The sequence below is a fragment of the Pseudomonas sp. DSV-1 genome (genome assembly GCF_035830915.1).
Taxonomy (GTDB): Bacteria; Pseudomonadota; Gammaproteobacteria; order Pseudomonadales; family Pseudomonadaceae; genus Aquipseudomonas.
This window is the reverse complement of the sequence record NZ_JAYMYG010000001.1, coordinates 3921418-3934467: the sequence shown is the minus strand read 5'-3', so window position 1 is coordinate 3934467 and position 13050 is coordinate 3921418. Positions and strand designations below refer to the sequence as shown.

Sequence of the window (13050 nt, the reverse complement as noted above, 5' to 3'; positions counted from 1 at the left end):
CTTCGGCAGCTGCTACGGAGATAGCGTCAGATACTCCTCCCGCTTGGCCAGACCTTCCTTCAGGTAATCCACCAGCTTTCTGACCTTGGGCGACAAGTGCCGCTGTTGCGGATAAAGCGCCCAGACAGCAGTGTTTGGCGGCTGGTGAGTGTCGAGCAAAGACACCAGGGCCCCTGTCTTCAAGTGCTCCAATACGTAATAGTCCGGCAGTTGACAAAGCCCTACACCTTGAAGTGCCGCATCCAATACCGCTTGCCCACTATTGCAGCGCCAATTCCCCTGCACCCGTTGCGAAAACTCACGCCCGTCCTGCTGCAATTGCCATAGATCCGAGCTACCAATCAGACAGTTATGTCGGCTCAGCTCTGACAGGCTGTGGGGGCGGCCATAATGTTCCAGGTAGGAAGGTGACGCGCAGACATACATGCGCCTGGGTGCGAGCCGCGTGGCCACCAGCCTTGAGTCCTGCAAGCGTCCCAGTCGAATCGCCAGGTCCAGGCTTTCATGTACCAGGTCCAGTGGTCGATTGCTGAGTTCTATGTCGACCCGCAATTGCGGATACAGCCCCATGAAACGCGTCACCAATGGCACGATAAATCGTTCGCCATAGGCCACCGCGCAGGTCATGCGCAACATGCCCTTGGGCTCGCTGGCCAGATCTCCTACCGCTCGCAGTGCTTCTTCACGTCCGTCCTGCAGGCGCTGGCAATGCTGCAAAAAAGTTTGCCCTGCCTCGGTCAGCGTTACCTTGCGGGTACTGCGATAAAACAGCCGGGTCTGCAGGCGCTCTTCGAGGCGCGCGACCTGGCGACTGATATGGGATGACGAGACGCCAAGGCGCTCGGCCGCCGCCGTAAATTGGCCGCACTCGGCCACGGCGACAAACTCATCGATACCTTCCCAGCGGTTTTCATTCACGGCTGATTATCCCTGCATGGCAATAATGTTTTGCTTTTGTCTGGATTATTAATCACTCAGCGCTGATTTACACTCGTCGTCTTGTTTTTACTTTGCTGGAGACGATCGATGATCAAGTCACGTGCTGCCGTAGCTTTCGAGGCCAAAAAGCCCCTGGAAATCGTAGAGGTTGACGTTGCCATGCCCAAGGCTGGCGAAGTGCTGCTGCGGGTTGTGGCGTCGGGTGTTTGCCATACCGATGCCTACACCTTGTCAGGCGCGGACCCGGAAGGCATCTTCCCGTCGATCCTGGGCCATGAGGGCGGCGCCATCGTTGAAGCGATTGGCGAGGGCGTGACCTCCGTTGCGGTCGGTGATCATGTCATCCCGCTGTACACCCCCGAGTGCGGCAAGTGCAAATTCTGTCTGTCGGGCAAGACCAACCTGTGCCAGGCGATTCGCTCGACCCAAGGCAAGGGCTTGATGCCGGACGGCACTACGCGTTTCTCCTACAAGGGTCAGCCGATTTTCCACTACATGGGGACTTCGACCTTTTCTGAATACACCGTGCTCCCGGAAATATCGGTCGCCAAGATTCAGAAAGATGCGCCGCTTGAGAAGGTTTGCCTGCTGGGTTGCGGCGTGACGACCGGGATCGGCGCGGTGCTCAACACCGCCAAGGTCAAGCCGGGTGATACCGTGGCCATCTTCGGTCTGGGCGGTATTGGCCTGTCCGCGGTGATCGGTGCGGTGAAAGCCAAGGCTGCACGGATCATTGCCATCGACATCAACCCGGCCAAGTTTGAAATCGCCCGGCAGTTGGGTGCGACCGATTGTGTCAACCCGAAAGACTTCGATCGCCCGATTCAGGAAGTGATCGTCGACATGACGGATGGGGGTGTCGATTTCTCCTTTGAATGCATTGGCAATGTGCATTTGATGCGTGCGGCGCTGGAGTGCTGTCACAAAGGGTGGGGCGAGTCTGTGATCATCGGCGTAGCCGGTGCAGGCCAGGAAATTTCCACCCGTCCATTCCAGTTGGTGACCGGTCGCGTCTGGCGTGGTTCGGCGTTTGGTGGCGTGCGTGGTCGTACGGAACTGCCAAGCTATGTCGACATGGCGCAAAGCGGCGAGATTCCGCTGGATACCTTCATTACTCACACCATGGGCCTGGAAGATATCAATAAGGCATTTGACCTGATGCATGAAGGCAAAAGCATTCGTACCGTCATCCATTTCTAATTAACAGCGGTAAGTCTAAACACCGCTAAACACGTGTGGGAGCGGGCTTGCTCGCGATTGCAGCTACCCGGTTTGACTGAAAGACCGAGTTGTCTGCATCGCGAGCCAGCCCGCTCCCACAGGTGGGGTGTTTTGCTTGCGGACTGGAGTTGCCCATGACACTGGAAAATATCTCCTGCCAAAAAAGCTTTGGCGGTTGGCTCAAGCGTTACAAGCATCGTTCTGAAGTGCTGGGCTGCGACATGGTATTCGCCGTGTACTTGCCGCCGCAGGCGGAGCAGGGGGCAAAGTTGCCGGTGCTTTACTGGCTGTCTGGCTTGACCTGTACCGACGAGAATTTCATGCACAAGGCAGGTGCAATGAAGATGGCTGCCGAGTTGGGGCTGATCATCGTGGCGCCGGACACCAGCCCCCGTGGCGAAGGTGTGCCGGATGACCCGCAGGGCGCCTGGGACTTTGGATTGGGTGCAGGTTTTTACCTGAACGCTACGCAAGAGCCTTGGGCGCAGCATTATCGGATGCACGATTATGTAGTGCAGGAGTTGCCGGCTTTGGTCGAAGCGCATTTTCCCGCTTCGCAAAAGCGCGGTATCAGCGGGCACTCGATGGGCGGGCACGGGGCATTGGTTTGTGCATTGCGCAATCCAGGACGCTATCAGTCGGTGTCAGCCTTTGCGCCGATCAGTAATCCGATGGACTGCCCATGGGGGCAAAAGGCGTTCTCCAACTATTTGGGCGAGGAGCGTGCTCGCTGGCGTGAGTGGGATGCCAGCGTGTTGATTGGCGAAGCGCGCGAAAAACTGCCGCTGCTGGTTGATCAGGGTGATCGGGATGACTTCCTGGCTGTCCAGCTCAAGCCTGAGGTGCTGCAGCAGGCCGCCAAACTGGCCGACTACCCGCTGACCCTGCGACTGCAGCCAGGCTACGACCATAGCTATTTCTTCATCGCAAGTTTCATCGATGACCACTTGCGTCATCACGCCAATGCACTGAGCTAATAGCGCCCAATGTTGGTCAAAGTAGGTAGAATCACGCCCTGACTTAATCGGGGCGTTTTTTTATGCGTATTGGCCACGGCTATGATGTGCACTGTTTCGCTGAAGGCGATTTCATTACGTTGGGCGGCGTGCGGATCTCCCACAAATTCGGGCTGCTGGCCCATTCTGATGGCGATGTGCTTTTGCATGCCCTCAGCGATGCCTTGCTGGGGGCTGCGGCGCTTGGCGATATAGGCAAACATTTCCCGGACACCGATCCGACCTTCAAGGGCGCTGACAGTCGTGTCCTGCTGCGTCATGTCGTGGGTCTGATCCATGCCAAGGGCTGGAAAGTCGGCAATGTCGACAACACCATCATTGCCCAGGCGCCAAAAATGGCGCCGCATATTGAAACGATGCGTGCGCTGATTGCCGCGGATCTAGAGGTTGACTTGGACCAGGTAAACGTAAAGGCCACGACCACCGAAAAGCTTGGCTTCGTGGGTCGTGAAGAAGGTATTGCGGTGCATTCCATTGCGTTGTTGGTTCGCTCATGAACGAGTCGGATCTGCTCGGCCCTCGGGCCTACGGCGAGGCATTGGGCACTGCCGTGCTCAAAGCGACGGCTGAAGATTTTCAAGTCGACGAGGTGCTTGATATACCGCTGTCCGGGGACGGCGAGCACCTGTGGTTGTGGGTTGAAAAGCGTGGCCTGAATACCGAAGAAGCAGCGCGTCGCATTGCCAAGGCGGCGGGCGTGCCTTTGCGCACGGTCAGTTACGCGGGCCTCAAGGACCGCCAGGCGTTAACTCGCCAATGGTTCAGCGTGCAGCTGCCGGGCAAGGCAGACCCTGACTTGTCGGGCGCTGAAAACGAAACCCTGAAAATTCTCAAGACCTCACGCCACAAACGTAAATTGCAGCGTGGTGCCCATGCGGCCAACGGATTCACACTGCGCCTGACGCAACTGGCCGGGGACAAGGACGCGCTGCAGCAACGCCTTGAACTGATCGCCAAACAGGGTGTGCCGAACTATTTCGGCACCCAGCGTTTCGGCTGGCAGGGTGGCAATGTGGGCGAGGCGCGTGACTATGCTGCGCGCAAGGCCTTGCCTGAGCAGCGCAACGTTCGCTCGCGTCTGTTATCCACTGCCCGCAGCTATCTGTTCAATCAGGTGCTGGCCGCACGGGTGGCGGATGGTAGCTGGCAGCGGGCACAGGTCGGCGATTTGCTGGCCTTTACCGACAGTCGCAGTTTTTTCCCGGCAGGCGAGGCTGAATGCAGCGATCCGCGGCTGGCTATTCTCGATCTGCACCCAACCGGTCCCCAGTGGGGCGAGGGTGAGTCACCGACCACCGGCGTGACCCATGCGCTGGAGCAGTCGATTGCAGAGCGTGAAGCCCAATTGCGTGACTGGCTGGTTCGCGCAGGCATGAGCCATGAGCGACGTATCCTGCGACTGCCCATCGGACGATTGACGTGGCATTATCCGCAGCCTGACATTCTGCAACTGGAATTTGTTCTGCCGGCCGGATGCTTCGCCACTGTTCTGGTGCGCGAGCTTGTTGATCTGGTGCCTTTGGATCAAGCGGATAGCCTATGCGTATTCTGATTTCAAACGATGATGGGGTCACCGCTCCGGGGTTGGCTGCGCTCTACGGTGCGCTGGCCGACTACGCCGAGTGCGTGGTGGTTGCCCCGGATCAAGACAAAAGCGGGGCGAGCAGTTCGCTTACCCTGGATCGTCCCCTGCATCCACACACCTTGGCCAATGGCTTTATCAGCATTAATGGCACACCCACCGACTGCGTGCACCTGGGCCTTCACGGCTTGCTGGAGCCGCAACCGGACATGGTGGTGTCAGGGATCAACCTGGGTGCCAATCTGGGTGACGACGTGTTGTATTCCGGCACTGTAGCGGCGGCACTTGAGGGGCGTTTTCTGGATCGTCCATCCTTTGCCTTTTCGTTGGTGTCGCGCCAGGTGGACAACTTGGCGACTGCGGCATTTTTTGCCCGCAAGCTGCTTGAAGCCCACGCATCGCTGGACTTGCCGCCGCGTACGGTCCTCAATGTGAATATTCCCAACTTGCCGCTCGAGAAAATTCGCGGCATTCAACTGACCCGCCTCGGGCATCGGGCACGCGCTGCGGCGCCGGTGCGGGTAGTTGATCCGCGAGGCAAGGCCGGTTACTGGATTGCCGCGGCAGGTGACGCCGAAGATGGCGGTCCGGGCACCGACTTTCATGCCGTGATGCAGGGGTATGTGTCGATCACGCCGCTGCAACTGGATCGCACCTTTGGGGATGGTTTCAAAAGCCTGAATGACTGGCTGGAGGGCATGGGCTGATGGCGCGCGAGCAGGATGGCATGATGCACCGTGGCATTGGCATGACCTCTGAGCGCACACGAGAGCGGCTGATCCAGCGCCTGCGTGAAGAGGGCATCGTTAACCAGGACGTGCTTGAGGTCATTCGCCGCACGCCACGTCATTTGTTTGTGGATGAAGCCCTGGCCCACCGGGCATACGAAGACACGGCGCTGCCCATCGGCAATAACCAGACCATCTCTCAGCCTTACATGGTGGCGCGCATGAGCGAGCTGCTGCTTGAGGACGGGCCGTTGGACAAGGTGATGGAGATCGGCACCGGATCGGGTTATCAAACCGCCGTGCTCTCGCAGCTGGTTGAACGGATATTCTCGGTCGAGCGCATCAAGGTGCTGCAGGATCGGGCCAAGGAACGATTGCTTGAACTCAATCTGCGCAACCTGGTGTTCCGTTGGGGCGATGGCTGGGAAGGCTGGCCTGCGCTGGCGCCTTACAACGGCATCATCGTGACGGCCGTCGCGACCGATGTGCCTCAGGCATTGCTCGACCAACTGGCCCCCGGTGGACGCATGGTGATCCCGGTCGGTGCGGGAGAGGTCCAGCAGTTGATGTTGATCGTACGCGAAGAGCACGGCTTTGCCCGACGGGTAATCGGTAATGTGCGCTTTGTGCCACTGCTTAACGGGCCGCTGGCCTGAGTCTTTATTGGCGTCGGGTGAATTATAGGGTGAGCTGCGGGTCATAAAGCCCGTCACCCGGGCCCTGCCCAGTGTTTGTTTATATTTTATACAGTGTGTTTATGATTCGGCTTTGCAGTCTGTAAAAGCCCTGTAGCCAGTTATACTTGCGCTAAACCATGGCCAGTACTGGCGTTTTACTATTTAGCCATCTTCAAAGGGAGCGGCGGGTGAGTCTCACAGTCATTGCGCAGCGTATGAGCAGCAAAAGCCTTCAGAGGCTGGTGGTCGGTCTGTTCCTGAGTGCCACACTGGCATTGTTGGCCGCGTGCTCCAGCAGCCCCAAAAGTGGCGTAAATGTCGTTGACCGTAACGGGGTAGCCCAGCGTCCGGCAGTGACCACAGGGCAATACGCCGTACGTCGTGGCGATACCTTGTTTTCGATTGCTTTTCGCTACGGCTGGGACTGGAAGGCTCTGGCCGCCCGTAACAATATTGGCGCCCCGTTCACCATTGTCCCAGGCCAGGTGATTCGTTTTGACGGACGCTCTGGGAGCCAGCCAGCAGGTGGCACGACCAGCACCGTGGTTTCGTCTTCTGCGGGCAGCAAGACCACGGTTATCAAGCGTACCGGCACTGTCGCAGCTGCGCCTGCAGCCGCCGCGCCGCTGCCAGCAGGCCCCGCACCCAAGGGTTGGGGATGGCCTTCGAACGGTATTTTGATCGGCAAATTTTCTTCAAACGGTAGTTTGAATAAAGGTATTGATATCGCCGGTGATTTGGGACAGCCTGTTTTAGCTGCGTCTGATGGGTCGGTTGTATACGCTGGCAGTGGATTGAGGGGCTACGGCGAACTGATCATCATCAAACACAGCGATACCTACGTCAGTGCTTACGGTCATAACCGTAGGCTGTTGGTTCGGGAGGGGCAGCAGGTCAAGGTCGGACAGACAATTGCCGAAATGGGGTCAACTGGTACAGACCGGGTGAAGCTTCACTTTGAAATTCGCCGTCAAGGTAAACCTGTAGATCCATTGCAATTCCTTCCTCGCCGTTGATCGCTTACCAGCCTGTTCCTGATGTGGATAAGGAACAGGCTCCAGCGTTGCCAAGGACTTGGGCGATGCTTGAGCTTGAGGTCGAACTCATCAAAGGACTATAGCAATGGCTCTCAACAAAGAAGCGCCGGGGTTTGACATCGACGATGAGGTGCTCCTTATGGACTCCAACATCGACAGCGACTTGATGTCAGAAGAAGACGATTCAACCCCTACAGCTCGAACCAAGTCCAAAAAAGCACCCGCTACAAAACAGCATAAGTACATTGACTACACGCGGGCGCTCGATGCGACCCAGCTGTACCTCAATGAAATAGGCTTCTCTCCGTTGCTCTCCCCTGCAGAAGAAGTCCACTTTGCTCGTTTGTCGCAAAGTGGCGATCCCGCCGGGCGAAAACGCATGATTGAAAGCAACTTGCGGCTGGTGGTGAAAATCGCACGTCGCTACGTCAATCGTGGGTTGTCGTTGCTTGACCTGATTGAAGAGGGCAACCTGGGACTGATTCGGGCCGTCGAGAAATTCGACCCGGAACGAGGGTTTCGCTTCTCGACTTACGCCACCTGGTGGATCCGCCAAACGATTGAACGGGCGATCATGAACCAGACCCGCACCATCCGTTTGCCGATCCATGTCGTTAAAGAACTCAATGTCTATCTACGGGCTGCGCGTGAACTCACGCAAAAGCTCGATCATGAACCTTCCCCTGAAGAAATCGCCAATCTGCTCGAAAAACCTGTCGCAGAGGTCAAGCGCATGCTTGGGCTCAACGAGCGGGTGTCCTCGGTAGACGTTTCTCTAGGCCCTGACTCAGACAAAACGCTGCTTGATACCCTTACCGATGATCGTCCTACAGATCCTTGCGAGCTGCTCCAGGACGATGATTTGTCGCAAAGTATCGATCAGTGGTTGTCTGAACTCACAGACAAGCAGCGTGAGGTGGTGATTCGCCGTTTCGGGCTGCGTGGTCATGAAAGCAGCACCCTTGAAGATGTAGGTTTGGAAATCGGTCTGACACGTGAACGCGTGCGCCAGATCCAGGTCGAGGGTCTCAAGCGCCTGCGGGAAATCCTTGAACGCAACGGTCTGTCGAGTGAGTCGCTGTTCCAGTAACTCACAACAGGCTGACTTGAAACCCCGAGCTTTTCGGGGTTTTTTGTGTGTGATGGAAAATGTTTCGATTGCCGTTTTGTCTTGTGCCTTATCGGTTTGTTTGGAAATGGGATGTCACGGACAAGATTGATTATTATCTGCGTAGTGCTGTAAGCCTTTACTTACCTTTCACGTAAGCCAAGGGCTTAAATAGGTCAGGCAAGCACCTTTTTCTTACTTCATTGTTTTCATAACTCAATGAAAAATAAGGTTTTTTAATACAAGTCCAAAGAGGCTGTGTAATAAAAATCTATAACTGATGCGCTTGCAGCAATCCTATAAAACTCTAGTATTTGAACTGTGTCGACGGATCGACACGGCGCTCAAGGAAGAACGCAGACGGACATCGCGGGATGCGATTCATCAGGATGATGAGAAGGAAAAAAGGGACTAGGGAAAAAATGTGGGCGGGTCAAACCGCCCCTTTTTTTTGCCTGAATAATAACCGGGTGTGCTGCTTTAGAGCCTCAAGACTCGCGAAAAACACTTTACCGAATCGTGCAACGCAAAACGCCCAAGGTCACAGACCTCGGGCGTTTTGCGTTGTGGTGCCAGCCAGCCTGTTTCTGCAGGCCGACGGTTCAGTACTTACAGCGCTGGATAGTCGATATAGCCCACAGGACCTTTCACATAAAAGGTTTCAGGGTGTGCTTCATTGAGTGGCGCATCGGCCTTCAGGCGTGCAGGCAAGTCCGGGTTGGCGATAAAAGGTACGCCGAAGGCTACGGCATCTGCCTTGCCCGCAGCGAGCCATGCATTGGCGCTGTCCTTGGTGAAGCTTTCGTTGGCGATGTATGGGCCACCAAAGGCTTGCTTGAGTTGTGGGCCGAGGCTGTCTGCTGCTTCGTGCTCACGGGCGCAGATATACGCAATGCCACGTTTGCCCAGTTCGCGGGCTACATAACCAAAGGTTTCAGCCAGGTTGTCGTCACCCATATCGTGCAGGTCGGCCCGTGGCGACAGATGCACGCCAACCCGGCCAGCACCCCAGACTTCGATGGCTGCGTCGGTGACTTCAAGCAACAGGCGAGCGCGATTCTCCACGCTGCCACCGTACTGGTCGGTGCGCTTGTTGGTGCTGCTTTGCAGGAACTGATCGAGCAGGTAGCCATTCGCGCCATGAATCTCTACACCATCAAAGCCGGCAGCCTTGGCGTTTTCTGCGCCTGTGCGGTAGGCCTCTACAACATCGGCGATCTCGGCCGTTTCCAGTGCGCGAGGTGTCGGGTATTCAACCTTGGGGCGAACCAGGCTGACATGGCCTTTGGCGGCAATGGCGCTTGGGGCGACTGGCGCTTCGCCGTTCAGGTACATCGGGTGCGAGATGCGCCCGACATGCCACAACTGCAGAGCGATCCGGCCACCGGCAGCGTGTACTGCCTTGGTGATGTTGGTCCAGCCGCGGACCTGGTCGTTGGACCAGATTCCTGGGGTGTCGGGGTAGCCGACGCCCATCGGCGTCACCGAAGTTGCTTCGCTCAGGATCAAGCCCGCAGAGGCGCGCTGAACGTAGTATTCAGCCATCAGCGCATTGGGAACCCGACCTTCATCGGCGCGGCAGCGGGTTAGCGGAGCCATGATGATGCGGTTGGGCAGTTCAAGATCACCCAGCTTGATCGGATCAAAAATCGTGGTCATTTATGCAGCCCTCTCAGGGATCAATGTGTGGCAGTTGCCAGCTCGGCATTGCCGTTCTGGCGAAAAGTAATCAGGGTGACCAGCAGTGCCAGAATCGCCAGCGCTGCAGCAGCCAGGGGAACGCTGGTCAGGCCGAAACCGTGGGCGATGACACTGCCGCCGACCCAGGCGCCCAGCGCATTACCGACGTTGAAAGCGCCGATGTTCAAGGTTGAAACCAGGTTGGGTGCGGCCTTGCCGAAGGTCACGACGTTGATTTGCAGCGCCGGTACGGCGGCAAACGAAGCGGCGGCCCACAGGAACAGGGTTATTTCGGTCGGGATCACGGCGACGCTGGTCCAGGTCAGTACGGTCGACATCACGGCCATCGCGATAAAAACACCGATCAATGTAGCGGCCAGGCGCTTGTCCGCCAGCTTGCCCCCGATGATGTTGCCTACCGTCAGGCCAAGGCCGATCAGCAGCAAGGTCCAGGTCACGCCGCTTGGCGATACGCCGGTGACATCACCGAGCAGGGGCGCTACGTAAGTGAACAGGGTGAACATGGACGCGGAAAACAGCGCAGTCATGCTCAGGGAAAGCCAGATCCCGGCGCCTTTGAGTGCGGCCAGTTCGGCACGCATGTCGAGTTTTTCTTCGTCACGCTTGGCGGGCAGAAAGCGGATCAGGCCGATCAGCGCCACGACACCAATCACGGTGACTGCAAAAAACGTTGAACGCCATCCTGCGGCCTGCCCCAGAGCGGTGCCCAAGGGAACGCCCAGCACGTTGGCCAGGGTCAGGCCGGTAAACATCAGTGCTACCGCCGAAGCGCGCTTGTTGGCTGGTACCAGGCCTGCAGCCACGACCGAGCCGATGCCGAAGAACGCACCGTGACACAAGGCTGTAACGACACGGGCAAACATCAGCACGTTGTAATCACTGGCCAGGGCACAGAGCAGGTTGCCGATGATAAAGATCACCATCAAGGCGACGAGAGCGGCTTTGCGCGGCAACTTGGCCGTGGCCAGTGCCATGAACGGAGCACCGATGGCCACGCCCAGCGCGTAACCGGTCACCAGCCAACCCGCACCCGGGATCGATACGCCAAGATCGGCTGCTACATCAGGCAGCAAGCCCATGATCACGAACTCGGTGGTCCCGATGGCGAAAGCGCTGAGCGCCAGAATGAGTAGCGAGAGTGGCATGGAAGTCCTTGTTAAAGCTCTTGGCTGATTTTTTCGAGGAAGACCTTGATGGTTTCCTCATTACGTTTGAAGAAGTGCCACTGGCCGTGCTTCTGACTGGTAATCAGGCCCGCTCGTTGTAGCGTTGCCAGGTGGGCAGAGACCGTCGACTGCGACAGGCCGCAGAGTTGATCAAACTGCCCGGCGCACACACCGTGTTCGGTGGAGTGGATTTGGTCAGGGAACGAAGCATCAGGGTTTTTGAGTGCGTTGAGAATTTCTCGGCGTACTGGGTGTGCCAGGGCTTTTATTATTTCGTCGAGGTCGATCGGCATGGTGGCAGTGCTCAATGGGTACAACGTTATATCGCGATGAGGCGAACTTTAAATCGTTATATCGCGATATACAAATATGGATTTGATCTTAGGTCAGTTCAAATCGGTATATCGGGTTATAACGATATTGGTGTGGCAGTGCTAAACTGCGCGCCATGAATTATCTCGCACATCTGCACCTGGGCGGCCAGCGTCCTGAAGAATTACTTGGCAGTCTTTATGGCGATTTCGTCAAAGGTCGGCTGCACGGTCAGTACAGCCCCGAGATTGAACACGGGATTCAACTGCATCGCAGCATTGATGTCTTCACGGACAATCACCCGTTGGTTGATCAGTCGTTGACGCGTTTTACCCGCACCCGCAGGCGCTATGCCGGCATCGTGCTGGATGTGTTTTTCGACCACTGCCTGGCCCGGGACTGGGGGCAGTATGCCGAGGGGCCGCTGGAGCGTTTTACCTCGGATTTTTATCGCGTGCTGGTGGCTGAGCAGCAGTTGCCGCGCAGGCTGGCCAGTATCGCACCGCACATGGCGGCCCATGACTGGTTGGGTTCGTACCGGGATTTTGATGTGCTGGAGCAGGTGTTCAACGGGATTGCGCGGCGTCTGTCGCGCCCCGAAGAGCTGGCGGGGGCGATGCAGGATTTAAAGGCGTTGTATGAGCCGTTGAGTGAGGATTTCCGGTTGTTTTATCCGCAGTTGCAGGGGTTTGCAGCGGGCTGCTACCGGCAGGGATCTCTGTAGTCGCTGCCGAAGGCTGCGATCTGCTGCGAAGCAGCAGCAAAAACCCTATGTTGACACGTGCATTGATGTGGACTCGATTTCCCTTGGCCATGGGATTGCCCGCGTTGTTTAACGCTCACGTTTTTTCGGGATTTTTCGCACAGGGTTGGCAATTGCTGGTGCTTGGTGCGCGGCCTATAGTCGGTGCTCGCCGATAAGGCGACCGGGTTTGGCGACTTGGAACATTTTCAAAAATATGTGCAATTGCTATATATGGCGGAGCGTGTATTTTGCGCGCTGTGTTTTATGGCGGCTGTACGTGGGAGACCTTCGGGTCTGCCGGGTTTTGGGGATGACCGGTTCGCCAACCCGCGTACAGCGGCCACCTGTTTTTGTTTGGCGACGAAAACGGATGGCTATTACATATAGCATCAGAGGTTTACTTATGACTCATTCCCAGTTTATCCCCCTCACCGCTATCGACTGCACCATCCCCGCCTTATTGATCGACCGCAACGCGCCCCTGGACGTACTTCACGCCAACGCCGTCGCCCGCGTTCTGGCCGTCACCCAGTTGATGGAAATGTTCTCCGCCCGCGAAGTGCAGCAGGCCGATTCTGTCGACCTCAAACACCTGGCCACGGTTTCGGCGCAATTGCTGCGCGACGGTTGTGACATGCTTGATGTCTTGGGCTGGCGCTTGCGGCCTGTTTGATACCGTTTTTATTACTGATGTATTGAGTACATATCCGGCATCAGCGTTTAACTGGAATATTGGTTTCGCTCTTACAGCGAGTCCCTTTTTGAAGGACCAAAAAGGAACCAAAAAGTCCTCGCCCCAGCGTACGGCCTTCGCTTCG

14 protein-coding genes are annotated in these 13050 nt (G+C 56.9%); 10 read left to right on the top strand and 4 right to left on the bottom strand.

Going from position 1 to position 13050, the window contains the following annotated elements:
• Positions 1-12: 12 nt before the first annotated feature.
• A complete protein-coding gene (locus tag VSQ83_RS18430; RefSeq protein WP_326427307.1) occupies positions 13-918 on the bottom strand; it encodes a LysR substrate-binding domain-containing protein in 906 nt (301 codons plus the stop codon).
• Positions 919-1026: 108 nt separating this feature from the next.
• Here VSQ83_RS18430 and VSQ83_RS18425 point away from each other — a divergent pair, with 108 nt between their 5' ends.
• From VSQ83_RS18425 to rpoS, 8 genes are all read left to right on the top strand, one after another.
• Complete coding sequence (locus VSQ83_RS18425; RefSeq protein WP_133077713.1) at positions 1027-2139, top strand: S-(hydroxymethyl)glutathione dehydrogenase/class III alcohol dehydrogenase; 1113 nt, start codon at positions 1027-1029, stop codon at positions 2137-2139.
• A 155-nt stretch (positions 2140-2294) separates the two neighbouring features.
• Positions 2295-3137 (top strand): S-formylglutathione hydrolase, encoded by an 843-nt coding sequence (gene fghA, locus VSQ83_RS18420; protein WP_442800238.1) that lies wholly within the window; start codon positions 2295-2297, stop codon positions 3135-3137.
• Between the two features lie 62 nt (positions 3138-3199).
• Positions 3200-3673, top strand: coding sequence for a 2-C-methyl-D-erythritol 2,4-cyclodiphosphate synthase (gene ispF, locus VSQ83_RS18415; RefSeq protein ID WP_095001325.1), 474 nt, complete (start codon positions 3200-3202; stop codon positions 3671-3673).
• Positions 3670-4728 carry a tRNA pseudouridine(13) synthase TruD gene (gene truD / locus VSQ83_RS18410; protein ID WP_133077711.1) on the top strand — a complete coding sequence of 353 codons (1059 nt, stop codon included), beginning with the start codon at positions 3670-3672 and terminating at the stop codon, positions 4726-4728. The genes ispF and truD overlap by 4 nt, the downstream gene beginning before the upstream one ends.
• Complete coding sequence (surE, locus tag VSQ83_RS18405) at positions 4716-5465, top strand: 5'/3'-nucleotidase SurE (protein WP_133077710.1); 750 nt, start codon at positions 4716-4718, stop codon at positions 5463-5465. Before truD ends, surE begins: the two co-directional genes overlap by 13 nt.
• 41 nt (positions 5466-5506) lie before the next feature.
• Entirely contained in the window at positions 5507-6142 is a 636-nt protein-coding gene (locus tag VSQ83_RS18400; protein ID WP_219261723.1) for a protein-L-isoaspartate(D-aspartate) O-methyltransferase, read from the top strand.
• A 209-nt stretch (positions 6143-6351) separates the two neighbouring features.
• Complete coding sequence (locus VSQ83_RS18395) at positions 6352-7179, top strand: peptidoglycan DD-metalloendopeptidase family protein (protein WP_133077708.1); 828 nt, start codon at positions 6352-6354, stop codon at positions 7177-7179.
• Positions 7180-7285: 106 nt separating this feature from the next.
• The gene (rpoS, locus tag VSQ83_RS18390; RefSeq protein ID WP_046810484.1) at positions 7286-8290 is read left to right on the top strand and encodes an RNA polymerase sigma factor RpoS; all 1005 of its coding nucleotides are present in this window, start codon (positions 7286-7288) and stop codon (positions 8288-8290) included.
• 627 nt (positions 8291-8917) lie between these two features.
• On the opposite strand, the gene VSQ83_RS18385 is transcribed toward rpoS, so the two are convergent.
• Genes VSQ83_RS18385 through VSQ83_RS18375 form a run of 3 tightly spaced genes read right to left on the bottom strand, consistent with a single transcriptional unit; the run spans position 8918 to position 11468 of the window.
• Entirely contained in the window at positions 8918-9967 is a 1050-nt protein-coding gene (locus tag VSQ83_RS18385) for an alkene reductase (protein WP_133077706.1), read from the bottom strand.
• Positions 9968-9987: 20 nt separating this feature from the next.
• Positions 9988-11154: an MFS transporter gene (locus tag VSQ83_RS18380; protein ID WP_133077705.1), complete on the bottom strand. Its 1167-nt coding sequence runs from the start codon at positions 11152-11154 to the stop codon at positions 9988-9990.
• A gap of 11 nt (positions 11155-11165) precedes the next feature.
• The gene (locus VSQ83_RS18375) at positions 11166-11468 is read right to left on the bottom strand and encodes an ArsR/SmtB family transcription factor (protein ID WP_019822239.1); all 303 of its coding nucleotides are present in this window, start codon (positions 11466-11468) and stop codon (positions 11166-11168) included.
• 155 nt (positions 11469-11623) lie between these two features.
• On the opposite strand from VSQ83_RS18375, the gene VSQ83_RS18370 reads away from it, so the two are divergent.
• Positions 11624-12211: an acyl carrier protein phosphodiesterase gene (locus VSQ83_RS18370; protein WP_133077704.1), complete on the top strand. Its 588-nt coding sequence runs from the start codon at positions 11624-11626 to the stop codon at positions 12209-12211.
• Between the two features lie 424 nt (positions 12212-12635).
• Positions 12636-12905 carry a short-chain dehydrogenase gene (locus tag VSQ83_RS18365; protein ID WP_219261615.1) on the top strand — a complete coding sequence of 90 codons (270 nt, stop codon included), beginning with the start codon at positions 12636-12638 and terminating at the stop codon, positions 12903-12905.
• Positions 12906-13050: the final 145 nt, after the last annotated feature.